Below are 24,855 nucleotides of genomic sequence, written 5' to 3' on the forward strand. Positions count from 1 at the left end.
CGATCGGGTCGGACGCGGTGGCGACCCGCGCGTCAGGAGCGGGCTTGGGGGATCGGCCCGGGACCTCTATCGTTCACCGGAACGATTACAGGAGGGGTCACCCCGAATGCAGCCCATCGTCCCCGAACCCCGCAATGCCCACGGTCCGAGCCGTCGGGCGCTCATCACCGGCGCCGCCGGTCTGGCCGGCCTCGGCCTGCTCACGCTCGCCGGATGCAGCTCCGGTGCGACCGCCCGCACCCCCACGATCCCCGAGGCCGCGGCCACCGGCGTCGCCCGTCGCGGCGGACGCCTGCGCATCGCGCGGCCCGCCGCGTCCGCCGCCGAGACCCTCGACTCCGCGAGCTCGCTGTCGGCCTACGAGTACCTCGGCGCGCTGTACAACCGGCTCGTCAAGCTCGACCAGCAGGGCACCCCGGTCCCGGACCTGGCCGAGGAGTGGTCCGCGAACGCCGACGGCACCGAGTGGACGTTCGCGCTCCGCCGGGGCGTGACCTTCCACGACGGGTCCCGGTTCACCGCCGACGACGTCATCGCGAGCATCCGGCACATCCTCGACGAGAAGACCGGCAGCCCGCAGGCCGGGGTGCTCGGCGAGGTCATGGACGCCGACTCGATGCACGCCGTCGACCCGTACACGCTGCGCTTCTCGCTGACCAAGCCCAACGCCGAGTTCCCGTCGCTGCTCACGGCGTACCAGTGCTACATCGTGCCGGCCGACGCCATCGCCGACATCGGCCGCACCGGGATCGGGACGGGGCCGTTCCGGCTGTCGTCGTTCACCCCCGCCGGTGCCGGCAGCGTCGAGGCGTTCCCGGACCACTTCGCCGGCCGCCCGGCGCTCGACGGCATCGACTTCTACTCGATCCAGGACACCACCGCGCGGGTGAACGCCCTGCTCGCCGGACAGATCGACCTCATCTCGCAGACCAACCTGGACTTCGCCACCGCCCGGGTGGTCTCGGCGTCCGACCGCGCCACCGTCGCCCGGTCGAAGAACGCCCAGTGGTACACGATCCCGATGCTGGCCACGAGCGACGAGTTCAGCGACCCGCGGGTGCGCCAGGCGATGAAGCTCGCCTACGACCCCCGGAAGATCGTCGACACCGCACTGCAGGGCACCGGTTCGGCGGGTTGGGACAACCCCGTGCCGCCGCAGCTCGCCGCGTTCGTCGACGACCACCGCGAGTACGACCCGGACAAGGCCCGGGCGCTGCTCAAGCAGGCCGGGCGCGAGGACTTCCGCGCCGCGATCTACACGTCGAGCTACGAGTCGGTGTTCACCCCGATGGCCGTCGCCTACCGCGACGCCGTCGCCGACGCGGGGATCCGTCTGACCGTCCGCAACGCGAGCTCGGACTCGTACTACACGCAGATCTGGATGCAGAAGCCGCTCATGGTGAGCTACTGGTTCACGGGGCGGCCGATCGACCAGCTGCTCAACCAGATCTTCCGCTCGGGGTCGTCGTACAACGAGAGCGCCTGGTCGAACGAGACCTTCGACGGGCTGCTCGACGACGCCCGCGCCGAGATGGACGACGCCAAGCGGCTCACCCTGTACCAGGACGCCCAGCGGCTCGTCGTCGAGGACGGTGCCGACATGACACCGATGTTCGGCGACCGGCTCGTGGGGTTGTCCCGCGACGTCGTGAACTACTCGGAGTACGGCTTCGAGTTCGACTACCTGCGGATCGGACTGCGCCGATGACGACCACGAACACACCGTCGGACGTCCTCGTCCCCGTCCTCCGCCGCGTCGGCATCGCCGTGCTGACCGTGGTGCTCGCCTCGCTCTTCGTGTTCCTCGCGGTGCAGGCGCTCCCCGGTGACGTCGCCCAGCAACTGCTCGGGCAGAACGCCACCCCCGACGCCGTCAAGCAACTGCGCGAGACCCTCGGCCTCGACCAGAACGTCTGGCTCCGCTACCTGCAGTGGCTGGGCGGCGCCGTGCACGGCGACTTCGGCACCTCGCTCGTCAGCGGCGAACCGGTCGCCCCGACGCTGTTCACGGCCTTCCGGAACAGCATGCTCATCGCCGTGCCCGCGATGCTCGTCGGCGTCACGGTGTCCCTGACGCTCGGTGTCGTCGCCGGTGTCCGCCGCGGCCGTCCGAGCGACAAGGTGATCTCGATCGTCAGCCTGGTCGTGATGAGTGTGCCGGAGTTCATGGTCGCCACCGTCCTGGTGCTGCTGTTCGCGATCGGCCTGCCGGTGTTCCCCGCCGTCGTGCTGCGGGGGAGCGACGCCACCGTCGCCGAGCTGCTGCCCACCATCTGGCTGCCGATCATCGTGCTGACCCTCGCGATGGCCGCCTACATCGTGCGGACGGCCCGCTCGTCGACCATCGACGTGATGGCGTCGGAGTTCGTCACGACGGCCGAGCTCAAGGGCCTGACGATGCGCCGGGTGGTGTGGAAGCACGCGGTGCCGAGCGCCCTGCTGCCGACGCTCAACGTCGTCGCGCTCAACGTCGCGTGGCTGCTCGGCGGTGTCGTGGTGGTCGAGAACGTCTTCAACTACCCGGGCATGGGCAAGCTCATGCTCGAGTCGGTGTTCAACCGCGACCTGCCCACCATCGAGGCGATCGCCCTGCTGAGCGCCCTGATCTACGTCGTGTGCAACCTGGCCGCCGACCTCGTCGCGCTCGCACTCGACCCGAAGCTGCGGACCCGCCAGCGACGACCGCGCACGCGCACCCGCAGCGCCCGCAGCACCAGGAAGGCCGCCGCATGACCGCCACCGCACCCCGCCGCCGCGTCGGACGCGACGTGCTCGCCGGCGCGCTCGCACCCCTGCGCGGGTCGACGGCGCTGAGCATCGGCCTCGGCCTCATCGCCCTGCACGTCGTCCTCGCCCTGCTCGCGCCGGTCATCGCCGGGCACGACCCGGTCGCCACGAACGCCGTCGACGTGCTCGCCGGTCCGACGTGGACGCACTGGCTCGGCACCGACCAGTACGGGCGTGACGTGCTCTCCCGCACGCTGAACGGCGGCCGGTACGCGCTGTCCGTGACCTTCCTGGCCACCACGATCGCCGTCGCGGTCGGCACCGTGCTCGGCTGCGTCACGGCCTACGCCGACAACTGGTTCGACGAGGTCGTCATGCGCGTCGTCGACGCCCTGCTCAGCGTGCCGTCGATCCTCGCGCTCCTGGTCGTCGTGACGGTCTTCGACGCCGGTCTCTGGGTCATCGTCCTCGCCGTCACGGTCGTCTACGCCCCAGCGGTGACCCGGGTCGTCCGCGGCGCCGCCCGCACCGTGATCACGCAGGACTACGTCACGGCGGCCCGCGCCCGGGGCGAGCGGCCGCTGTCGATCGTGTTCCGCGAGATCCTGCCGAACGTGCTCGACGTCGTGCTCGTCGAGTACGCGATGCGGGCCTCGTGGATCGTGCTGCTCGTCGCGTCGCTGTCCTTCCTGGGCTTCGGCGCGAACCCGCCGACCCCGGACTGGGGCCTGATGGTGCAGGAGAACCGCACCGCGCTCACCGTGGTGCCGCTCGGCACCCTCGCCCCGATCGTGGCCCTCGCCACGCTGGTGATCGGACTGAACCTCGCGGCCGACGGCCTGAGCAAGTCGCTCGGCGTCGACCGCGCCAAGCAGGGAGTCAGCGCATGACCCGCACCGACACCGGCACGACGTCCGCCGCGACGGCGACCGTGCCCGACGCGATCGTCCGCGTGGACGACCTGTCCATCTCGTACGCCGCCGGCAAACGGCGCGTCCCCGTCGTCCGGGGCGTGTCGTTCGCGATCGAGGCCGGTCGCACCCTCGGCCTGGTCGGCGAGTCCGGCAGCGGCAAGTCGACCGTCGCGCGAACGCTCCTCGCACACCTGCGCGCCGGGTCGGCGATCGACGGCGGGACGGTCCGCGTCGACGGCGCCGACGTGTTCGCCCTGTCGCCGGCCGGCCGCCGGGCGCTCCGCGGCGGCACCGCCTCGGTCGTCGCCCAGAACGCCGGACAGGCGCTCACCCCGTCGATGCGCGTCGGCGAGCAGATCCGCGAGGCCCTCCGCGCCCACGGCGAGCCCGACGGCCCCGAACGCGTCGCCGAGCTGGTCCGGCTGGTCCGGCTGCCGGACCCCGACGGGATCGTCCGCCGGTACCCGCACCAGTTGTCCGGCGGGCAGCAGCAGCGCATCGCCATCGCGATGGCCGTCGCCGCCCGACCGCGCGTGCTCGTCCTCGACGAACCGACCACCGCCCTCGACGTGGTCACGCAGGCCGCGGTCCTCGACCTGGTCGCCGACCTCGGTCGGCAGCTCGGCATGGCCGTCCTGCTCGTCAGCCACGACCTCGGGGTGGTGTCCGCCATGGCGGACGAGATCGCCGTGATGCGCGACGGCGAGGTCGTCGAGCACGCCGCCACCACGGCGCTCTTCGCCGCACCGCAGCACGAGTACACGCGCGCCCTGCTGGCCGCGGTGCCGGACGGGCGACGGCCTGGAGGGACGGGCCACGTGCCCGACGACGCGACCGCCCCCGGGACGGTCGGCTCCACGGCCACCGGCACCGTGCCTCCCGGAAGTCCCGCCCGCCCCGTGGTGACCGCGGACGACCTGGTGATCCGCTACGGCCGCGGCCTGCCGGCCGCCGTCGACGGCGTCTCGTTCACGATCGCCGCGCACGAGACGCTCGCCGTCGTCGGCGAGTCCGGCAGCGGCAAGTCGACGCTCGCGACGGCGCTGGCCGGACTGGTTCCGGCTGAGTCGGGGACGTTCACGTACGACGACGGCGCGACGAGCGGCGACCTGCGCGAGCCGATCGCCGGTCGCGCGCCCGCCCTGCGGCGTGCCGTGCAGCTCGTGTTCCAGAACGCGGACACGTCGCTCAACCCGCGGCGCACCGTGGGTGCAGCCGTCGCGCGGCCGCTCCGGTTGTTCAGCGGCTCGTCCTCGCGCGATCGCGTCGGGGCACTGCTCAGCCAGGTCGGGCTCGGGCCGGAGTTCGCCGACCGGCTGCCCGCGCAGCTGTCCGGTGGGCAGCGGCAGCGCGTCGGGATCGCGCGCGCACTCGCGGCCGAGCCGTCGCTCGTGATCGCCGACGAGATCACCACGGCGCTCGACGTGCAGGTGCAGGCGGGGATCCTCGCGCTGCTGGCCGACCTGCAGCGCGAGCGGGGCCTCGCCTGCCTGTTCATCAGCCACGACCTCGCCGTGGTGCGCGGCGTGGCGGACCGGGTCGCGGTGATGACCGGTGGCCGGATCGTCGAGATCGGGCCGACCGAGCGGGTGTTCACCGGCCCGAAACACCCGTACACGTCGACGTTGCTCGCGGCGACCCTCGAACCCGGCAGCACGACCCTGCCCGACGTCGGTGACGGGGTGCCGCGCTGGCGGCACGCCGACGGCTGGACCGACCACGGCGACGGACACCGCACCCGCAACTGGGAGGACGCATGACGACCGACGACGGCACCCACCACGGCACCGCCGCCGCCACCTTCACCGCCATCGGCGACGCCGGCTCGCTGCCCGCGGGCGTGACGGTCCGCGACGAGTGGATCCCGATGCCCGACGGCGTGCGGCTGCACGCCCGGATCTGGGCGCCGTCGCAGTCGCCGACGCAGTCGGGTGCGCCCAGCGACCCGACGCCGGTGCTGCTCGAGTACCTGCCGTACCGGCTCGACGACTGGACCGCACCGCGCGACTCGGAGCGGCACCCCTGGTACGCCCAGCACGGGTACGCCTCGGTGCGGGTCGACATCCGCGGCACCGGGTCGTCCGACGGGTTCTTCGACGACGAGTACAGCGAGCAGGAGCTGCTCGACGGCGAGGCCGTGATCGCCTGGCTCGCCGAGCAGCCGTGGTCGACCGGCGCCGTCGGCATGTTCGGCATCTCGTGGGGCGGCTTCAACGCGCTGCAGCTCGCGGCCCGGGCACCCGCCGCGCTCAAGGCCATCGTGACGGTCTGCTCGACGGACGACCGGTACGACAACGACGTGCACTACGTCGGCGGTGCCGTGCTCGGCATCGACATGGCGGCCTGGGGCGCGACGATGTTCGCCTTCAACTCCCGGCCGCCCCGGCCCGAGGTCGTCGGCGCCGGGTGGATGGACCGCTGGCGGGAACGCCTCGAGGCGAACCGCCCGATGACGCCGGTGTGGCTGGCGCACCAAGAGCGCGACGACTACTGGCGGCACGGCAGCGCGGCCGAGGACTACGACGGCATCCGCGCCGCGGTGCTCGCGGTCGGCGGGTGGGCGGACCCCTACCGGGACGCCGTGCTCCGGCTCGTCGACCACGTCAGCGCCCCCGTGAAGGGCATCGTCGGCCCGTGGTCGCACCAGTACCCGGACCGTGGGCTCGCACCGGGGCCGTCGATCGGGTTCCTGCAGGAGACCCTGCGGTGGTGGGACCGCTGGCTGCGCGGGGTCGACACCGGTGTCGAGGACGACCCCGCACTGCGGGCCTGGATCAACGAGGGCGAAGCCCCCGCGCCCTACTACGCCGGCCGCCGCGGTCGCTGGATCGGTGCCGAGGCGTGGCCCTCCGCCGCGACCCACGAGCGTGTCCTGCCCCTCGCCGCCCTGCGCGGCGGCGACCTCGGGCCGGTCGTCGTGCGGTCGCCGCAGCACACCGGTGTGGACGCCGGTCGGTTCTTCCCGTTCGGCAACGCCACCGACCTGCCGACGGACCAGCGCGCCGAGGACGGCCGTTCGGTGACCTTCGACCTGCCCGTCGGCAAGGCGTTCGACCTGCTCGGCAACGTGCTCGTGCGGCTGTCCGTCACGAGCGACCAGCCCCGGGCCACCCTGACCGTGCGGCTCTGCGACGTCGCACCGGACGGCTCGTCGACGCTCGTCACCCGCGGGGTGCTGAACGCCGCGAAGCGTGACGGCATGGACCGCGACGACGTGCTCGTGCCCGGGACGCCCGCCGACCTGCCCGTGCGGCTGGTCTCGACCGGACACCGGTTCGCCGCCGGACACCGGCTGCGCATCGCGGTCTCGTCGTCGTACTGGCCGTGGGTGTGGCCGCACGGCGTCGAGGCCACCGTGACGATCGACCCGACCGCCTCGAGCGTCACCCTGCCCACCTGGACCCGCTCGACCGACGACGGGGTCGTCTTCGCCGAGCCCGAACGGTCCGAGCCCCTCGTGATCGAGCGCGTCGCGCCGGCCGACCCGCTGCCGCAGCGCACGGTCACACACGACGTCGAGACGGGGGAGTGGACGCTCGACGTCGACCCCGGGTACGGCGGCGGGCGCGTCTACCCGGACGGCCTGGTGTTCACCGAGGACGCCCGCGAGACGTACCGGATCCGCTCCGACGACCCGACCAGCGCACGGGCGAGTTCCCGCTGGGCGATCGGGCTGACGAAGCCGGAGTGGGCCGCGCGCCTCGAGACGACGTCCGAGGTCACCGCCGACGCCGACACCTTCCACGTCGTCAACACCGTGCGCGCCTGGGCACGCGACGGCGGACCCGACGAACCCGAGGTGCTCGTGACCGAGCGGACCTTCGTCGACGACGTCCCACGGACCTCGGCGTGACCGCGGCGGCACGCGTCCGGCAGCGGCCGGAGGTCCGACGCGCGATGATCGTCGAGGCCGCCCGCGCGGTGATCGTCCGGAACGGCGTCGGCGCAACCGGGCTGCGCGACATCGCGGCCGAGGCCGGCGTCTCCGTCGGCACCGTGACGTACCACTTCGGCAGTGTCGCGGAGATCCTCAACGAGGTCGTGGTGCTCGAGACGGAGCGCTTCTACGGCGCCATCGTCGCAGCGGTCGACGCCGAACCCGACGTGCTGGTGGGGCTGCGGATGCTCGTCGCCCCGCTGTTCGGCGACACCGAGCAGGTCCGGCAGCACTGGCGGATCTGGTCCGACTACTGGACCGCGGTGGTCCGGCGGCCCGAGGTCGCCGCCGAGTACGCCGAACGCATCCGCGTCTGGGAGGCGTGCCTGGTGCGGGTCATCCGGCGCGGGGTGGACGCCGGGGTGTTCGGTGGCGCGCGCCAGGGCACCTACAGCGACAGCGGCGACCCCGTCGACGCCGACACCGTCGCGCTGCAGCTCGCCGCCTACAGCGACGGCGTCGCGACCCAGATCGCCCAGGGCGTCCCGGGGCTCACGAACACGGTCGCCCTGTCCTGGATGTGGCGGTTCCTGTCGCACGAACTCGGTGTGCCCGCTGTGGACATCGCCGGAACCGGTCGTTCCCCCTTGTGATGAGGTAAGGCTTCCCTTACCGTTGCCAAATGGCACGGACCCGGCGACAGCCCAGCGAACGCATCCTCATCGCGGGCGGTGCCGAGGACCTCGTCGAGATCCACCGCCAGCTCGAGGAACTCCCCGAGAACGCGTACGGGCAGGTGTTCGTCGAGGTCGCCCTCGACGAGCAGATCCGCATCCTGCCGGCCCCGCCGCGCGTCACCGTGACCTGGCTGGTCCGGAGCGCCCGCAGCTCGGCTGTCGCTCCGCTGGTCTTCGCGGACCACGGCGAAGCCCTCGCACACGCCCTGACCGGGTGGGCCGCCGAGTGGTGCGTGACGGGCTGCGAGCCCCGCACCTCGGTGTGGATCGGGTGCGCGGACAGCCCGTGGATCGAGCGCGCTCGGTCCATGGTGCAGCTCGAGCTCACCGACGCCGGCCAGCAGGTCCAGGTCGAGTACGGCGGGTAAGGGCAGCCTGCTCTTCCTTGCAATGTGCAAAAGACGGGGGCATGGTTGTGCCATGACCACGCAGAGCAGCACCACCACCCCGAGCACCACGTCCCCGTTCTCGACCACGCCGGAGCTCGCAGCCGGGGTCGCCCAGTTCCTCGCCCCCGTCGTCATCGACCTCGAGGCGCTCGTCGTCAACGGCAAGCAGGCCCACTGGCACGTCCGTGGCCGCAACTTCGTCGGTGTGCACGAGCTCCTCGACGAGATCGTCGAGCACGCGCAGGACTACGCGGACAAGGCTGCGGAGCGCATCGTCGCCCTCGGCCTGCCGGTCGACTCGCGCATCGCGACCGTCGCCGCGAACACCACCCTGCCGCCGCTGTCGCAGGGCTTCCAGAACTCCGACGTCACCATCACCGAGGTGATCGCACAGATCGACGCCGCCCTGCTGCAGGTCCGCCGTGCGGTCGACGGCCTCGACGAGGTCGACCTCAACAGCCAGGACGTCGCGATCGAGATCGAGCGCGCGCTGACCAAGGACCGCTGGTTCCTGCAGGCGCACCTCGCCGCCTGAGTCGCGACCACACCTCTGACGGGAGGCCCGGTGCCAGCTGGCACCGGGCCTCCCGTCCGTCTCGGGTCGCGCTCCGGGCCCGCACCTCACGCGGACGGCGTGACCAGCCCGCTCTCGTACGCCAGCACGACGGCGTGCACCCGGTCCCGCAGCTGCAGCTTCGCCAGGACCCGGCCGACGTGGGTCTTGACGGTCTGCTCGGCGATGAACAGCTCCGCCGCGATCTCGCCGTTCGACCGCCCCCGCGCCATCAGCAGGAACACGTCACGCTCCCGGTCGGTCAGCACGTCGAGCACCTCGGTCCGCGGGGCCGCCGGCTGTGGACCGGCGACGAAGGCCTCGACGAGGTGCCGGGTCACCCGCGGTGCGAGCAGGGAGTCGCCGGCTGCGACCGTCCGCACGGCCTGCACGAGCTCCTCGGCGCTCGCGTCCTTGAGCAGGAACCCGCTCGCCCCGGCACGGAGCGCGTCGAACACGTAGTCGTCGATGTCGAAGGTCGTGAGCATCACCACGCGGACGGGCGACTCCGCGGGCGCCGCGGTGATCCGCCGGGTCGCCTCGATCCCGTCGAGCTCCGGCATCCGGACGTCCATCAGGATCACGTCCGGCCGGAGCCGGATCGCCATCACGACTGCCTCGGCCCCGTTCGCGGCCTCGCCCACGACCTCGACGTCGTCCTGGGCCTGGAGGATCGCCCGCAGTCCGACACGGAACATCTGCTGGTCGTCGACCACCATCACCCGCGTCATCGCGTTCCCCCGTCGGCCGTCGGCTGCGACGTGGTCGCGGTGGGCCGGGTGGGCAGACTGACGGCGACGCGGAAGCCGCCGTCCGGGTCCGGTCCGTGGTCGATGGTGCCGCGGAGCGCGGCGACCCGCTCGCGCATGCCCGCCAGACCGAAGCCGCCGTCGTCCGGCGGCGCACCGGGCACGCTGCCGACCGGTGGCGCGGTGTTGGCGACCTCGACCGTGAGGGCCGAGCCGTGCCTCCCGACCGTCACGACGGTGGTCGCACCGGGCGCGTGCCGGGCGACGTTGCCGAGCGCCTCCTGCACGACCCGGTACACGGTGAGCTGTGCGAGCCGGTCGACGTCGTCGAGGTCCGGGTCGAGCCCCTCGTCGAGTCGGAGCTCGACGGGGATGCCTGCCGCGCGGGTGGCCTGCACCAGTGCGGGCAGGTCGGCGAGCCGCGGTTGCGGCGCACGCTCGGCGTCGGCGTCGCCACGCAGGGTGCCGAGCAGCTGCCGCATCTCCCGCAGGGCCGTGCGCGAGGTCTCGGCGATCGCGGCGAACTCGGTGCGGGCGTCCGGCGGCAGGTCCGCGACGCGGTACGGGGCGGACTCGGCCTGCATGTGCACGACGGACATGCTGTGGGCGACGACGTCGTGGAGCTCACGGGCGATCCGGGAGCGCTCCTCGACCGTCCGGCGTCGGGCCTGCTCGAGCTCGGTGTCCCGGCGGGCGGCGGCGAGTTCCTCGCGCACGCTCCGGCGCTGCCCGATCACGACCGCAGCGGCGGCCACGACGAGGGTGTCGCCGGCGCTCACCACGAAGCTCGTCGCCCAGACGTCGACCTGCCCCCACCGGTCGGGCGTCACGCCGATGAGCAGCAGGGTGAGCAGCGTCGCCGCGACCCAGACCACCGCGGTGAGCCGCCAGGTGGTGCGGACGCCCAGCACGACGAGCAGCACGCTCAGGCCGATGATGCTCGTGACGGAGACCGGCCAGGGCCCGACGGTGCCGGGTGCCGTCAGGATCCCGAGGCCGGCGAGGGCGACGAGGTGCGCGACCGACGCCGTGCGGGGGAAGAGCGGTGCGAGGCCGATGCTCGCCGACAGCACGGCGGTCACGAGCAACGCGAGCGGCACGGGGACGCCGTAGAACACCGCGGTCACCGGCGCGGCGACGGCGAACAGGGACACCGCGACGACGACGAAGCCGATCTGCACGGCGGGCCGGACCCAGGTGGGTCGGGGCTTCGGGACGACGGTCACGGGCGGGCGGTCTCTCCGGTTCGGGCGAGGCAGGGTTCGGGGGCGGTGGCGGTGGCGGTGGCTGTGGCGGGTGTGGCTGTGGTGGCTGTGGCTGCGGCACGGGCGTCACGGGCTTCGCGCCTGCGGCTGATGGTACCGAGCACCCGGTCGACCGCGATCCCGAGCCCGGCGGCGACCACCATCGACACCAGGGCGGCGACGATCGGTTCGTGCAGCACGCTCGACGCGGCCAGGGCGATCCCGATCGACACCGCCGACCACGCCAGCCCTGCGATCGCGCTGATCGCCAGGAACCGGCGGTAGGACAGCCGTGTTGCTCCGGCGGTCATGTTGACCGCGACCCGGCCGACCGGGATGAAGCGCCCGGTCAGGATGAGGCTGGCGGAGCGGCGCTGCATCTGCCGCTCGGCGAACGCGAAGGCCGCCGCGATCCGTGGTCGCTTCGAACGGGCCAGCCGGGCGAACCCGATCCGGCGCCCGATCCAGTACGCGATCGAGTCGCCGGCGATCGCTCCGAGGGCGGCGGCGACGAGCACCACGGCGAGGACGGGCTGTCCGGACGTCGCGGCGATCGCGGCGATCGCGACCAGCGCGGACTCGCTCGGCACCGGTGGGAAGAAGCCGTCCACCAGGCACAGTACGAAGAGGACGACGTAGACGAGCGGGCTCGCGGCCAGCTCGACGACGAGCGGGGTGATCTGGTCGAACACGGGGTGCTCCCTCCCGCCGACGGAACTCGCCGACGAGGACGACGCTACGGAGCCGACGTGCCGCGGCCATCCCGCGGCGGTCTCGACCACCCCCTACCGCGGTATGACGTTCCCGTCCGCGAAGACCACGTCGGGTGCGTCCACACGGCGGTCGACGACGGTGGTCGGGGCCTCCAGGTGCACGGCACCCGAGGGCATGATGCCCGCACCGCCGAACCGTTCCATCACCCGCCACTGCGCGACGACGTCCTCGCCGGCGTGCTCGGGCGGCAGGGTGTCCCAGAACCGGAAGCCACCGACCTCCTCGAGCGCACGGCGGTCGTAGAGCGCGCAGGCACCGACCCACGCGACGCGGTAGGGAACCCACTCGCCGGGGTGCAGGTCGAGGTCGGCGGCGACGTGCGTCGGGTTCGCGGCGTTGTGCAACGACCAGCGGTCGAAGCCGGGGGTCCCGCGGCGCACCACCTCGGGCACGACCGGGCCGTCCCACCGTTCGAACACCGAGGTCTCGTGGGGGCGTCGGTCCTGCAGGTACGACAGGCCCTGCACGGCGCTGCCGACGAACCCGCAGCCCAGGGTGCGCAGCGCGTCGAGCATCCGCGCGATCGACCCCGGCTCGAGCCAGACGTCGTCGTCGAGGAACAGCACCGCGGCGGCCTCGGCGTGGTCGAGCAGGAACTGCCGGTGCTCTGCCAGGCCACGCCGTTCCGGGTGGGTGAGGAGGGTGACGGGCCGGCCCTGCGCCTCCAGGACGCGGAGCATCGCGGCGACCGCCGGCGCGCTGGCGGCGTCTCCGTCCGCGGACTGGTCGCTGAGGACGACGCGCAGGTCGACCTCGGTCTGGGCGGCGAGGCCGGCGAGCGTCGTGGCGAGCTCGGCCGGTCTGCCGACGGTCGGGATGAGCACGTCGACGTCGACCGTGCTCGTGTCCGCTGGATCGGGGGCCTTCGCCCAGGACCCGGACCAGCGGGCGGTCACGGTGCCGGGTCCGGTTCGGGCCGCGCAGCGGCTTCGCGGATCCGGCGCACGACGGCGCTGGTGGAGTGCTCGGGCACGTAGTCGACCATGACGACCTCGCCGCCGTAGCCGCGAACGACCTCGGTCTCGGTCAGCATCTCGGGGGAGTAGTCCCCGCCCTTGACGTAGACCTCGGGACGCAGCCGCTCGATGAGCGGGATGGGGGTGTCCGTCGCGAACACCGTGACCAGGTCGACGCAGGCCAGTGCGGCGAGCACTCCGGCGCGGTCCTCGGCCGGGTTGATCGGCCGCTCCGGGCCCTTCAGCCGGCGCACCGAGTCGTCGTCGTTCAGCGCGACGACGAGCAGGTCGCCGAGGTCACGGGCCTGGCGCAGGTACGTGGTGTGCCCCCGGTGCACGACGTCGAAGCAGCCGTTCGTGAAGACCACGCGTCGGCCGGCCTGCCGTGCGGCCTCGACCGCGGAGGCGAGCTCGTCGTGGTCGACGACGGTCGCCGCCGGCGCGGTCACCGAGTCGAGCAGGGCCGCGGCGGTGCAGACGGACGTGCCGGCCTCGCGGACCACGACGTCGGCCGCGGCCTGCGCGACGGCGACGGCGTCACGCAGGGGTGCCTGCACGGCGAGGGCAACGGTCGCGGCGGCGCAGAAGGTGTCACCGGCGCCGGAGGCCTGCTGCTCCGAGGCGGGCGTCGCACGCGTGCGGAACCCCTGGTCGGAGCCGGGCTCGAGCAGCACCGTGCCGTCGCGGTCGAGCGTGACCACCGCGGCACGGGCACCGCTGCGGGCGAGCACGTCGGCGCGGGCCGCGACGACGGTGCCGACGCGGTCGGCACCGGTGCCGAGCTCCGTGCCGAGCAGTGCGGCGGTCTCACCGGCGTTCGGCGTGACGAGGTCGGGGTGCAGCGCGGCCCAGCGGGTCAGGTCGTGCGCGTCGACCACGACGGCTCCGGGGCGGTCACGGTCGAGCATCGGCACGACGTCCTCGGCGCGGACGCCCAGGCCGTAGTCGCACACGACGGCGGCGTCGGCGCACCGGACGGCACGGGCCACCGAGCGGGCGAGGCGTTCGCCGTGCTCGGCGGTCGGGGTCGCGGCGAGCTCGTCGACCCGGACCACGACGCGGTCACCGCCGACCACGCGCGACTTCGTCGTGGTGCGGGCACCGGGGATCTCGACCAGGAACGACGTGTCGACGCCGGCAGCCTCGAGCCGCTGGCGCAGGACCTCACCGGCCTCGTCGTCACCGATGAGCCCCACCATGCGGACCCGGGCGCCGAGGGCGCGGGCGTTCACGGCCGTGTTCGCCGCACCGCCGGGCACCGCGATGGTCTCGGTGACGCGGACGACGGGGGCCGGGGCCTCGCGGGACACCCGCTCGGCCTCGCCGACGGTCCAGCGGTCCAGGATGCAGTCGCCGATGACGACGACGAGGGGTTCGCGGTCGTCGATCGTGGCGACGAGGTCGCGGACCAGCCGGACGTCGGCGGTCATCGGGTGCCTCCCACGGTGTCGGCGCTGCCGGCGGTGGCGCCGGCAGCGGCTGCGGGGCCGGCGGTGCCTGCTGCGGCGCCGGTGCTGCTGGTGGCTGCGGTGGCGCCGGCTGCTGCGGTCGACGGCTCGGCGGTGCGGCGCGGCGGGGCTGCCTCGAGGTGCACCACCGTCGTGGTCGTCATCTCGTCGAGCAGGTGCGGGCCGTACCCGAACCCGGCGCCCGAGGCACCGCGGGGCTGGGCGCTGCCGCCCGGAGCGCCACCGAACACGGCGTTCACCTTGACGGTGCCGACGGGCAGTTCGGCCGCGGCACGGAGTGCGTGCGCGGTGTCGTTCGTGAGCACCGTGGCTGCGAGGCCGTAGCGGTCGGCCGCGGCGAGCCGGAGGCCCTCCGCGAAGTCCGACACGACGCGCACCGGGGCGATCGGGCCGAAGGTCTCCTCGGTCAGCACGAGCATGTCGTCCGTGCAGTCGGTCAGGACGGTCGCCGGGTAGAACGATCCGAGCCCGCCGGGCGTGACGCCACCGGTCCGGGCCGAGGCGCCGCGGGCGATCGCGTCGTCGACGTGGTGCTGCACGAGCTCGCGCAGCCGGTCGTCCACGAGCGGCCCGAACTCCGCGGCGGGTGCAGCCGTGCGGCGCTCCGCCTCGGCGACGAGCGCGGCGACGAAGGGCTCGGCGACGTCCTGGTGCACGTACACCCGCTCGACGCTGGTGCAGATCTGGCCGGTGTTCGCGAACGCGCCGAGGGCGACCTGTGCGGCGGCCCACTCCGGGTCGACGTCGGCGTCGACGATGACCGGGTCGTTACCGCCGTTCTCGCGGATGACGTGGGCGCGGGTGGTCGCGGCCACCTCGCTCAGGCGGTCACCGGTGGCGGTCGACCCGACGTGCGCGTAGACGTCAATGCCCTCCTGCGCCAGGAGCAGCTCGCCGGTGGTCGCGTCGCCGTCGACGCCGATGAGCACGCCGTCCGGCAGGACCTCGGCGAGCAGCGCGTTGAGTCGGGCGAAGGTCGCCGGGCAGCGTTCGCTGCCCTTGTGCACCACCGTGTTGCCCGTGACGATCGCTGCGCCGAGGATCCCGCAGGCCACGGCGACCGGGTCGTTCCACGGCGTCAGGGCGAGCACCACGCCGCGCGGGTGCGGCACCGACCAGTCGGCGGCACCGAACTGCCCGCGCAGGGCCTCACCACGGTGCACCGGCCCGAGCTCGGCGTACTGCACGAGCGTGCCGATGCCGGCCTCGACCCCACCGAGGGCGTCGCCGGGCACCTTGCCGGTCTCGCGGGTGTTCAGGTCCGCCAGCTCCTGCGCGTGCGCACGGAGGTGCTCGGCCGCGGCGTGCAGCAGTGCACCGCGCTCGGCCGGCGCGGTCCGGGCCCAGGCACCGGCAGCGGCACGGGCACGGGCGACGGCGTTGCGGACGTCGTCCTCGGTCGAGCGTCGCACGGTGGACGCGATCGATCCGTTCACGGGGTCGGTCACCACGAGGTCGTCGGCGGCGGGGGGTGCGATCGTCATGGGGTCCTTCCGGAGGCGGGCGGGGCCTCACACGGTGCTCGTGCTCCGCTGTGTGCGGTCACGGCATCGCGCTTCTCGTCCATCCGGGGGCGCTGCTGGGCGTCCGGACGGGTCCGACCGGTAGACGTGGAGCTGTGCAACAGATCGGTGTGGGCGGAGAACGGTTCGACGGTGTCAGCGAGATCGCGGTGCTCCGCGGTGGGGGACTGGGCGACCTGATGTTCGCCCTCCCGGCGGTCGAGGCCCTGGCCGCCGCGTACCCCGGGGCCCGGATCACGCTGCTCGGGGCGCCGTCGGCGCGGCCGGTGCTCGAGGGTCGCACCGACGCCGTCCACGCCTTCGAGGAGCTCCCCGTCGTCCCCGGCGTCCGGGACTCCGGCGAGGGCGCACCGACCGAGCAGGACTTCTTCGACCGGCTGCACGGGCGCTTCGACCTCGCGGTGCAGCTGCACGGCGGCGGCCGGAACTCGAACCCGTTCCTGCTCCGGCTCGGGGCCCGTCACACCGTGGGCACCGCCACCGAGGACGCCGAGGTCCTGGAGCGCTGGGTCCGCTACGTCTACTACCAGCACGAGGTCGTCCGGGCGCTCGAGGTGGCCTCGCTCGCCGGTGCCGAGCCGGTCACCCTCGACCCCCGACTGCACGTCCCCGAGGCCGCGCGGGCCGGGGTCCGGCAGCGCCTCGGGGTCCGGGGACGCCTCGTCGCGATCCACCCCGGCGCCACCGACCCGCGTCGCCGCTGGAGCCCCTCGCGCTTCGCCGAGGTCGCCCGTGCCCGGCTCGCCGCCGGGGACGACGTGGTGCTCGTGGGTGACGACTCGGACGTGCCGGCGTCGTCCGCCATCGTCGCGTCGCTGTCGCCCGAGCTCCGGGAGCGCGTGCACGACCTCACCGGGTCACTGCCGCTGCGCGAACTCCCCGACGTCCTCGCCGCCGCCGACGTCATGGTCGGCGACGACTCCGGCCCCCGGCACCTCGCCGTCGCCGTGGGCACCCCGACCGTCGGGGTGTTCTGGTTCGGCAACGTGATCAACGCCGGGCCGTTCGACCGTGGTCGGCACCGCGTGCACCTGTCCTTCGTGACGCAGTGCCCGGTGTGCGGCACCGACGTCACCCAGGTCGGCTGGACCGCCGAGCGGTGCGAGCACGACCCGTCCTACGTGGACCAGGTCGAGCCGGAGGCCGTCCTCGCCGACGTCGAGGACCTGCTCCGCACGACCTGACGAGCCTCGCACCGTGCGAGCTCCGGTCTCGTGCGCGCGCCGTCACCCCGTGCGCGGTTCACCGCTGCGTGCGGCGCTGCAAGCGCGCACCCAGCCGTCAACGCTGCACCAGGCGACGCACCGCGCACCGTGCAGGGAACGCGACCCGACGCCGGACGGGAGGCCCGCTGCCAGCCCGCAACGCGCCTCCCGGCCGCACCGTGCGCACGCCGTCGCCCCGTGCGCGGTTGCCCGCTGCGTGCGGCGCTGCAAGCGCACACCCAGCCGTCAACGCTGCACCAGGCGACGCACCGCGCACCGTGCACGGAACGCGACCGGACGCCGGACGGGAGGCCCGCTGCCAGCCCGCAACGCGCCTCCCGGCCGCACCGTGCGCACGCCGTCGCCCCGTGCGCGGTTGCCCGCTGCGTGCGGCGCTGCAAGCGCACACCCAGCCGCCAACGCTGCACCAGGCGACGCACCGCGCACCGTGCACGGAACGCGACCCGACGCCGAACGGGAGGCCCGCTGCCAGCCCGCAACGCGCCTCCCGGCCGCACCGTGCGCACGCTGTCGCCCCGTGCGCGGTTCACCGCTGCGTGCGGCGCTGCAAGCGCGCACCCAGCCGCCAACGCTGCACCAGGCGACGCACCGCGCACCGTGCACGGAACGCGACCGGACGCCGGACGGGAGGCCCGCTGCCAGCCCGCAACGCGCCTCCCGGCCGCACCGTGCGCGCGCCGTCGCCCCGTGCGCGGTTGACCGCTGCGTGCGGCGCTGCATGCGCACACCCAGCCGTCAACGCTGCACCAGGCGACGCACCGCGCACCGTGCACGGGACCCGGGACACGGGACACGGGAGGCGCGGTGCCAGCCGGCACCGCGCCTCCCGTCCGTCAGCGGCGAGCGGCTACGGCCAGCTCGGCTCCGTCGCCGGCATGATCGACAGCTCGCGGATCTCGCAGCCGGCCGGCTGCGACAGCGCGAAGATGATCGAGTTCGCGACGTACTCCGGCTCGATGAGCTGCGCGTCCGGGCCCGGCTTGTACTGCTCGGTCCGGTCGGCGAAGAAGTTCGTGCGCATCCCGGCGGGGATGATGTTGGTCACGCCGATGCGACCGGCGGTCTCGGCGGCCAGCGCCTGCGAGAACCCGCGGACGCCGAACTTCGACGCCGAGTAGGCGGTGCCGTCGCCGACGCCGCGCAGGGCGAGCGACGACGAGATCGTGACGACGCGGCCGTGCGTGGCCTCGAGGGCGGGCAGGGCGGCGCGCACGGTCGAGGCGGTGCCGATCAGGTTGACGCCGACGATCTGCTCCCACTTGCCGGACGAGATCGCGTCGATCGGGGCGGGGGTGTCGATGCCCGCGGCGGTGACGACGGCGTCGAGGCCGCCGTGCCGCTCGGCGGCGTCACGGACCGCCTGCTCGACGGCGTCGGTGTCCGAGACGTCCACGGCGACGGCGTCGACGCCCTCGGGGACGGCGTCGATCCGCAGGTCGAGGACGATCGGGGTGCCGCCGGCCTCGGTGACGGCGGCGACGACGGCGGCGCCGAGTCCGGAGGCGCCGCCGGTGACGAGGACGCGGCCGATGGGGGTGGTGGGGACGGGCATGGATGTCCTTTGCGTAGTGGAGCGGGAAGTGGTCGAGCGGGTGTGGGACGGCGAGCCGACGCTCAGCCGACGCGTTCGATCGCGGCGGCGAGCCGGGTGGTCGAGCGGCCCGGGTGGAACGGCACGGTGACGACGCGGCCACCCCACTCGGCGAGGGTCGCCGTCTCGGGCAGTTCGCTCGCGGTGTAGTCGCCGCCCTTCGCCCAGACGTCCGGGCGGAAGCGGCGCAGGGCCTCGTCGGGGGTGGACTCGTCGAACACCACGACGGCGTCGACGCAGTCGAGTGCCAGGAGCAGCTCGACCCGGTCGTCCTGGGTCATGATCGGCCGGTCCGGGCCCTTCAGAGCGCGGACCGACGAGTCCGAGTTGAGGCACACGACCAGGCAGTCGCCGAGCGCACGGGCGGCCGACAGGGTGCGGGCGTGCCCGGCGTGCAGCAGGTCGAAGCAGCCTCCGGTCGCGACGACGGTGCCGCCGGCGCTCCGGACGTCGTGCACCAGGCGCATGGCGTCCCGGTCGGCCCCGGGCACGGCGAGCGGCGCGGGACCGTCGTCGGCGAAGAGCGCGGTGACGCCACCGGCGGCCAGGTACTCGGATGCGGCGACCACGCCGGCGGAGACGGCGTCGGGGACGTCCGCGCCGGACGCCAGTGCGACGGCGACGCCCGCGGCGAGCCGGTCGCCGGCGCCGCAGGGGTCCCCGGCGCTGACGGACGGAGCCGGCACGAAGCGGCTGTCGCCCTGGGCGTCGGCGAGCAGCGCACCGCGGTCACCCATCGTCACGGCGACGGCGCCGGCCTGCCACTGTTCGACGAGCCGGGCGGCGGCGACGGTCGCGAAGGGCACACCGTGTCCCTCGACGTCGGTGAAGCGTCGCGCCTCGGCAGCGTTCGGGGTGGCGACGGTGGTGCCGGGGACGGGCGCGGCGCCCTTGGGGTGCGGGTCCCAGACCACCGGCAGGCGCTCGGCCGCACGGGTGAGGGCGTCACGCAGTGCCGGGGCAGCGGCGACCCCGCGGCCGTAGTCGGCGACGACGATCGCGTCGACGCCGTCGAGGGCGGCGGTCATCGCGTCGGTGGCCTCGGGCACGGACGGGGTCGCGCAGCCCTCGTCGATCCGGACGAGGGCGTGGTCGACGACGCGCACGCGGGTCTTCACGGGGGTGGGGACTCCGGACGGTCCCGCGACGATCGTGACGTCGGGGAGCAGGTCGCGGATCTCCTGGGCACGGCCGTCGTCGCTCAGGACGGTGACCAGGGTGACGTCGTGGCCGTCGCGGGCGAGCATGGTCGCGACGAGCCCGGCACCACCGGCACGGCGGTCGTCGGTGGCGACGTCCACCACGGGGACGGGGGCGTCCGGGCTCAGGCGTTCGCTCGTACCGGACACGTCGACGTCGAGCAGGGTGTCCCCGACGACGGCGATGCGGAAGCGCGGAGCGGCGGCACGGCCACCGGCAGCACCGGAACGCGGAGCGACGGCAGCGGGCCCGCTCATCGACGGCCCCCGCGACGCAGCGTCGGCTCCATCGCCTTGCAGAGCGCGTGCACCAGGACGAGCTGCGCCTCCTGCACGTTGGCGGACGGCCCCTCGATGCAGATCGCGTCGTCGACCAGGTCGGCGAGCGGGTTCGGTCCGGAGCCGGTCAGGGCGAGGGAGCGGGCGCCCACGGCACGTGCGGCCTCGGCGGCCCGCAGCAGGTTCGGGCTCTTGCCGCTCGTCGACAGCAGCACGAGGACGTCACCGGCACGGGCGTGCGCCGACACCTGCCGTGCGAACACCTGGTCGTAGCCGTAGTCGTTGCCGATGGCGGTCACGGCAGAGGTCTCGGCGTGCAGCGAGATGGCCGAGTACGCGGGCCGGTCGCCCTCGAAGCGGCCGGTGAGCTCGGACGTCAGGTGCTGCGCCTCGGCAGCCGAGCCGCCGTTGCCCGCGGCGAGCAGCCGACGTCCGGCGACGAGCCGCCCGGCGATGTCGTCCGCCCACTCGGCGATGTGGTCCCGGTGGTCGACGAGGGAGGCGATCACGGGGACCGACGCGGCGACGTGGTCGACGACGACGCGGGCGCTGTCGGTGACGGCGCGGTCCTCGATCCCGGTCTGCTGGTCGATGGTCATCGTGCGGTCCTCTCCGTCGACTGCGCGGCGCGGGTGACCCGGCCGGCGTGGGTGGTGCGCGAGCGGCCGGCGGCGGGCCCGGTGGTGCTGGCGGACGAGGTCGCGCCGGCGAGCAGGCGCTCGTAGACGCGCTCGCTGTCGGCCGCGACCTTCTGCCACGTGTAGCGGGACTCGGCACGCTGTCGACCGGCACGGCCGTACGCCTCGCGGCGCTCCGGGTCGTCGAGCAGTGCGCCGACGGCCTCAGCCACCGCGGTCTCGTCGCGCGGCGGCACGTGCAGGCCGGTGGCGTCCTCGACGACGGTGTCGATGAGCCCGCCGACGCTCGACGCGACCACCGGGCGGCCGCAGGCCATCGCCTCGAGCGGCACGATGCCGAACGGCTCGTACCAGGGGGCGCAGACGACGACGTCGGCGCTGCGGTAGACGGCGGGCATGTCGTGCTGCCCGAGCTGCCCGCGGAACGTCACGTGGTCGCGCACGCCGAGTGACCGGGCGAGGGTGTCGAGGCGCTGGTACTCGGGGTCGTCCACCAGGTCGGCACCGGCGACGCCGGCACCGCCCACGACGACGAGCTCGACGTCGCGGCCCTGTTCGACCAGCGCGGCGAGAGCGGCGATCGTCGTCCCGACGCCCTTCCGCTGCACGAGTCGTGAGGCGGTGAGCACCCGGAGCGGACGGTCGCGCTCTTCGACGGGGCCGTCCGGACGGAAGAGCGACACGTCGACGCCGCACGGCACGACTGAGATGCGGTGCAGCGGGACACCGAGGGCCTTGAGCTCGAACGCCTCGTCCGAGCACGTCGCGACGACCTGGTCGACGCTCCGGCCGACGGCGGGTTCGACCCACTCGCGCTCGGCCGGGCTGGTGTCCGCGGCACCCTGGTGCCGGCGCTTCACGACACCCAGAGCGTGGAAGGTCTGCACCACCGGGATCCGCACGCCACCGGTCCGGGCCTGCACCTGCGTCACCGCGTCGAGGGCGGCGTGGCCGGACATCCAGAAGTGCGCGTGCACCACGTCGGGACGGTCGAGGAACCACTCGGCGGCGAGCACCGACGCGAACGTCCCCATGAACGGGAACAGCTCGTCCTTCGGCACGGCACGCGCGGGACCGGCGTCGACGTGCACGACGTCCACACCGGGGCGCAGGGGCACGCGGACGGGCTGCGACGCGTCGTCGCGCCGCGTGTAGACGGTCACGTGGTGGCCGCGGTCGGCCAGTGCACCGGACAGTTCGGCGACGTGGACGTTCTGCCCACCGGCGTCGACCCCGCCGAGCACGGCGAGCGGACTCGCGTGCTCGGACACCATGGCGATCTTCATCGCAGGCTCCCTTCGAGCGCGGCTCCCGCCGCACGGTTCCGTCGCGCACCGCGCGCGACGGCGTCGTCGAGCAGGTCGTCCCAGTCGGCCAGGAACCGACCGAGCGCGTGCCGTGCGAGCACGGCCTCACGCGCCACGAGCCCCCGTCGGCGCGCCTCGTCCGGGTCCTCCAGCAGCAGCCTGGAGGCCCGCACCAGCTCCTCGACGTCGGTCGCGATCGCCCCGGCCTCACCCGGGACCGTGCGGGCCGCGTCCGTCGTCGCGAGCACCAGGACCGGCATGGCCATGTGCATCGACTCGATGAGCGACAGGCCGAGCGAGGTCCAGCGGTTCGGGTGCACGTAGGCCCGCCGTTCGGCCAGCGCCGCGTGCATGGGGTCGGCCTTGACGTCGCCCTGCGCGACCACGCGGTCGCCGAAGCCGAGCTCCGGCAGCCGTTCGGTGCCGATGCCCCAGACGTCGACCGGGGCGACCTCGGCGAAGCGGGGGAGCAGGTCGGTGCCGACGACGCGGTTGCGCCGGACGGGTTCGTTGATGACGACGCCCAGGCGTTCGAGCGACCCGGTGTAGAGCGCGCCGGGGTCGACGACGCCGTGCTCGACGACGGTGGTCCGGGTGGTCCCGCAGTCCCACATCAGGGCGTTCCAGTGCGTCACGTGCGCGATCGTCAGGTCGTCGCGGTCGCGCATCGGGTGCAGGCTGTTCGGCACGTCGGCCCTGGGGGCGTTGTGCTCCACGAAGACGATCGGCACGTCGCGTCCGCCGAGCAGACGGCGGGCTTCCTCGAGCTCCTCGGTGCGCTGCAGGACGACCACGTCGACCTCGGCCTCGGCGACGTCGGCCGGGTCGATCTCGATCGCGGAGTCCGGCCAGTCGCGCCCGCCGCGGCCCAGTCCCCAGGCGTCTCGGGCCGGGGTGGTCGGGATGAGGTACTCGTGGGGGCCGCGGACGAAGGCGTCCATCCAGCCGCCGTGCACGTGCCACACGAGGATCCGCATGCAGGGCCTTCCGGTCGGTGTCGATGGGGTCGCTCCCCGCCGCTGCCGGAGCAGCAGGAGAAGGAGCAGGAGAAGCAGTGGCGCACGCTACGCAGCGCCTTCTGGGCCGCCCCGCAGACTTCTCCGATCAGTCCGCGAAACGCGGTCGAGGAGCCGTTCGTGAGCGGCGAGGACGTCCGCGATGCGCACTCCGGACAGGCACGGGTGGCCGGGGACCGGGCACTCGCGAGCGCGGCTGAGACGGCACGGTGCGGCCTGGTCGCCGAGCAGTTCGACGAGCGGGGCGTACGGCGCCCACTTCACGGCGGGGACGACCGGCGAGAACAGACTCACGATGGGCGCCCCGACGGCCGCGGCGAGGTGGGCCGGACCGGTGTTCCCGACGACGACGACCTCGGCGCCGGCGAGGACGGCCGCGAGTTCGGCGGGGCTGGTGCGGCCGCCGAGGTCGATGCCGGTGTCGCCCGCCACGGCGGCGGTCAGTGCGCGTTCGCCGGGGGAGCCGGTGACGACGACGGGGACGCCGCGCTCGGCGTAGGCGGCGACGAGCGCACGGTGGTGGGACTCCGGCCACGACCGTGCCGGGACGCTGGCTCCGGGGTGGACGACCACGTAGCGGTCGAGGCCGGCCACGGGCGGGGGCGGGACGGCGTCGTGGCGCACCGCGAGCCTCCCGTCGTCGTCCGGCGGCAGCCGGAACCCGGCCGCCTCGGCGATCCGCAGCGCGCGCTCGGGCTCGGGGAGGTCCTCGGGCAGGTCCTCGCCGGGGCGCAGCCGCACGTCGAGCAGCGACCCGGGGTGGTCGACCGAGGCCCCGGAGACCCGGGGGACCCCGGCCAGGCGCAGGAGCAGCGCGAGGGGCAGGGGCGACTGGTGGAAGGACGTCAGGACGACGGCCTCGTCGGGCTGTTCCTCGGCGACCAGCGCGCGGAACTCGGCGAGCAGGGCGTCGTCGATCGGGCGTGCGGTCTCGGTGACCCACGGTGCCGCCCACACCCGCACCCGGTCGATGCCGGGCAGCAGGTCGGCGGCCGGCGCCCCCTGCGGTCCGCACAGCATCGTCACGTGCGCGGCACCGGCGGCGACCGCGCGCACCGCGGGGCCGGCGACCAGGACGTCGCCGAAGGAGTCGAGCCGGGCGACGAGGACGCGCCGACCCGCGCTCACGCCCGGTCCGCCACGCTGCCGATGTGCTCGAGCACCAGGGTGACGGCCTCGTCCAGGTCCGCGGCGACGGTGTCGGCCTCGTCGATCTCCTGAGCGCGGGTGCGCGGGGTGGGCACGAGGATCCCCTGCGCGCCGGCGTTCCGGGCGGCCTGCACGTCGGCGCCGATGTCACCGACGACGACGATCGACTCCGGCGGGATGCCGAGCCGCTCGGCGGCGTCGAGGACCATCCCGGGCAGGGGCTTCCGGCAGGCACAGTCGTCACCGGCGTCGTGCGGGCAGACGCACCACACGTCGAACGGGCCGACGAGCTCGTCGACCCGGGCGTTGGTGGCGTCGACCTCTTCGCGCGTGGCCATGCCCTTCGCGATCACCGACTGGTTCGTGACGACGCCGAGCTGCAACCCGGCGGCACGCGCCCGGTCGACGGCGCGGCGGGCACCGGGGACGGGGACGACCAGGTGCGGGTCGGCGTTGTACGGGACGTCCACCACGAGGGTGTCGTCGCGGTCGAGGAGCAGGCCGCGGATGACGCGGTCCGGTGCGAGGGCCATGCTCC

At 74.0% G+C, this 24,855-nt stretch carries 22 protein-coding genes; 9 read left to right on the forward strand and 13 right to left on the reverse strand.

What is annotated here, in order from left to right; all coding sequences use genetic code 11:
- Window positions 1–106 precede the first annotated feature (106 nt).
- Genes DEJ29_RS09055 through DEJ29_RS09090 form a run of 8 tightly spaced genes read left to right on the forward strand, consistent with a single transcriptional unit; the run spans window position 107 to window position 9,179 of the window.
- A complete protein-coding gene (locus DEJ29_RS09055; protein ID WP_111093976.1) occupies window positions 107–1,708 on the forward strand; it encodes an ABC transporter substrate-binding protein in 1,602 nt (533 codons plus the stop codon).
- A complete protein-coding gene (locus tag DEJ29_RS09060; protein WP_111022881.1) occupies window positions 1,705–2,733 on the forward strand; it encodes an ABC transporter permease in 1,029 nt (342 codons plus the stop codon). The genes DEJ29_RS09055 and DEJ29_RS09060 overlap by 4 nt, the downstream gene beginning before the upstream one ends.
- Window positions 2,730–3,617 carry an ABC transporter permease gene (locus tag DEJ29_RS09065; protein ID WP_111093977.1) on the forward strand — a complete coding sequence of 296 codons (888 nt, stop codon included), beginning with the start codon at window positions 2,730–2,732 and terminating at the stop codon, window positions 3,615–3,617. Before DEJ29_RS09060 ends, DEJ29_RS09065 begins: the two co-directional genes overlap by 4 nt.
- Complete coding sequence (locus DEJ29_RS09070) at window positions 3,614–5,401, forward strand: dipeptide ABC transporter ATP-binding protein (RefSeq protein ID WP_111093978.1); 1,788 nt, start codon at window positions 3,614–3,616, stop codon at window positions 5,399–5,401. Before DEJ29_RS09065 ends, DEJ29_RS09070 begins: the two co-directional genes overlap by 4 nt.
- Window positions 5,398–7,494 carry a CocE/NonD family hydrolase gene (locus tag DEJ29_RS09075; RefSeq protein ID WP_111093979.1) on the forward strand — a complete coding sequence of 699 codons (2,097 nt, stop codon included), beginning with the start codon at window positions 5,398–5,400 and terminating at the stop codon, window positions 7,492–7,494. Before DEJ29_RS09070 ends, DEJ29_RS09075 begins: the two co-directional genes overlap by 4 nt.
- Complete coding sequence (locus DEJ29_RS09080) at window positions 7,491–8,171, forward strand: TetR/AcrR family transcriptional regulator (RefSeq protein ID WP_111093980.1); 681 nt, start codon at window positions 7,491–7,493, stop codon at window positions 8,169–8,171. Before DEJ29_RS09075 ends, DEJ29_RS09080 begins: the two co-directional genes overlap by 4 nt.
- Window positions 8,172–8,200: 29 nt before the next feature.
- Window positions 8,201–8,623, forward strand: a complete 423-nt coding sequence (locus DEJ29_RS09085; protein ID WP_071244660.1) for an SIP domain-containing protein — start codon at window positions 8,201–8,203, stop codon at window positions 8,621–8,623.
- Window positions 8,624–8,675: 52 nt separating this feature from the next.
- Window positions 8,676–9,179 (forward strand): Dps family protein, encoded by a 504-nt coding sequence (locus tag DEJ29_RS09090; protein WP_071244661.1) that lies wholly within the window; start codon window positions 8,676–8,678, stop codon window positions 9,177–9,179.
- An 86-nt stretch (window positions 9,180–9,265) separates the two neighbouring features.
- On the opposite strand, the gene DEJ29_RS09095 is transcribed toward DEJ29_RS09090, so the two are convergent.
- The 6 genes from DEJ29_RS09095 to DEJ29_RS09120 form a co-directional block, all read right to left on the reverse strand.
- Window positions 9,266–9,928, reverse strand: coding sequence for a response regulator (locus DEJ29_RS09095; RefSeq protein WP_111030072.1), 663 nt, complete (start codon window positions 9,926–9,928; stop codon window positions 9,266–9,268).
- The gene (locus DEJ29_RS09100) at window positions 9,925–11,172 is read right to left on the reverse strand and encodes a sensor histidine kinase (RefSeq protein WP_146248273.1); all 1,248 of its coding nucleotides are present in this window, start codon (window positions 11,170–11,172) and stop codon (window positions 9,925–9,927) included. Before DEJ29_RS09100 ends, DEJ29_RS09095 begins: the two co-directional genes overlap by 4 nt.
- Entirely contained in the window at window positions 11,169–11,882 is a 714-nt protein-coding gene (locus tag DEJ29_RS09105; RefSeq protein ID WP_111094026.1) for a DedA family protein, read from the reverse strand. Before DEJ29_RS09105 ends, DEJ29_RS09100 begins: the two co-directional genes overlap by 4 nt.
- 93 nt (window positions 11,883–11,975) lie before the next feature.
- Window positions 11,976–12,860, reverse strand: coding sequence for a glycosyltransferase family 2 protein (locus tag DEJ29_RS09110; protein ID WP_071403866.1), 885 nt, complete (start codon window positions 12,858–12,860; stop codon window positions 11,976–11,978).
- Complete coding sequence (gene rfaE2 / locus DEJ29_RS09115) at window positions 12,857–14,350, reverse strand: D-glycero-beta-D-manno-heptose 1-phosphate adenylyltransferase (RefSeq protein WP_111093982.1); 1,494 nt, start codon at window positions 14,348–14,350, stop codon at window positions 12,857–12,859. The genes DEJ29_RS09110 and rfaE2 overlap by 4 nt, the downstream gene beginning before the upstream one ends.
- The gene (locus DEJ29_RS09120; protein WP_111093983.1) at window positions 14,347–15,873 is read right to left on the reverse strand and encodes an aldehyde dehydrogenase family protein; all 1,527 of its coding nucleotides are present in this window, start codon (window positions 15,871–15,873) and stop codon (window positions 14,347–14,349) included. Before DEJ29_RS09120 ends, rfaE2 begins: the two co-directional genes overlap by 4 nt.
- A gap of 134 nt (window positions 15,874–16,007) precedes the next feature.
- Here DEJ29_RS09120 and DEJ29_RS09125 point away from each other — a divergent pair, with 134 nt between their 5' ends.
- Window positions 16,008–17,096, forward strand: a complete 1,089-nt coding sequence (locus tag DEJ29_RS09125; protein WP_111093984.1) for a glycosyltransferase family 9 protein — start codon at window positions 16,008–16,010, stop codon at window positions 17,094–17,096.
- Between the two features lie 889 nt (window positions 17,097–17,985).
- On the opposite strand, the gene DEJ29_RS09130 is transcribed toward DEJ29_RS09125, so the two are convergent.
- The 7 genes from DEJ29_RS09130 to DEJ29_RS09160 all read right to left on the reverse strand — a co-directional run bounded on the left by DEJ29_RS09130 (window position 17,986) and on the right by DEJ29_RS09160 (window position 24,850).
- Window positions 17,986–18,690 (reverse strand): SDR family oxidoreductase, encoded by a 705-nt coding sequence (locus tag DEJ29_RS09130; protein WP_027465581.1) that lies wholly within the window; start codon window positions 18,688–18,690, stop codon window positions 17,986–17,988.
- A 62-nt stretch (window positions 18,691–18,752) separates the two neighbouring features.
- A complete protein-coding gene (locus DEJ29_RS09135) occupies window positions 18,753–20,186 on the reverse strand; it encodes a PfkB family carbohydrate kinase (RefSeq protein ID WP_258375865.1) in 1,434 nt (477 codons plus the stop codon).
- Window positions 20,183–20,806 (reverse strand): D-sedoheptulose-7-phosphate isomerase, encoded by a 624-nt coding sequence (locus DEJ29_RS09140; RefSeq protein WP_110863760.1) that lies wholly within the window; start codon window positions 20,804–20,806, stop codon window positions 20,183–20,185. The genes DEJ29_RS09135 and DEJ29_RS09140 overlap by 4 nt, the downstream gene beginning before the upstream one ends.
- Window positions 20,803–22,131 carry a glycosyltransferase gene (locus tag DEJ29_RS09145; protein WP_071244668.1) on the reverse strand — a complete coding sequence of 443 codons (1,329 nt, stop codon included), beginning with the start codon at window positions 22,129–22,131 and terminating at the stop codon, window positions 20,803–20,805. The genes DEJ29_RS09140 and DEJ29_RS09145 overlap by 4 nt, the downstream gene beginning before the upstream one ends.
- Entirely contained in the window at window positions 22,128–23,129 is a 1,002-nt protein-coding gene (locus DEJ29_RS09150) for a glycosyltransferase (protein WP_111093985.1), read from the reverse strand. The genes DEJ29_RS09145 and DEJ29_RS09150 overlap by 4 nt, the downstream gene beginning before the upstream one ends.
- 87 nt (window positions 23,130–23,216) lie before the next feature.
- Window positions 23,217–24,296, reverse strand: coding sequence for a glycosyltransferase family 9 protein (locus DEJ29_RS09155; RefSeq protein WP_111093986.1), 1,080 nt, complete (start codon window positions 24,294–24,296; stop codon window positions 23,217–23,219).
- Window positions 24,293–24,850 (reverse strand): D-glycero-alpha-D-manno-heptose-1,7-bisphosphate 7-phosphatase, encoded by a 558-nt coding sequence (locus DEJ29_RS09160; RefSeq protein ID WP_111093987.1) that lies wholly within the window; start codon window positions 24,848–24,850, stop codon window positions 24,293–24,295. Before DEJ29_RS09160 ends, DEJ29_RS09155 begins: the two co-directional genes overlap by 4 nt.
- Window positions 24,851–24,855: the final 5 nt, after the last annotated feature.

This window comes from Curtobacterium sp. MCPF17_021, from assembly GCF_003234605.2.
In the GTDB taxonomy this organism is placed as follows: domain Bacteria; phylum Actinomycetota; class Actinomycetes; order Actinomycetales; family Microbacteriaceae; genus Curtobacterium; species Curtobacterium flaccumfaciens.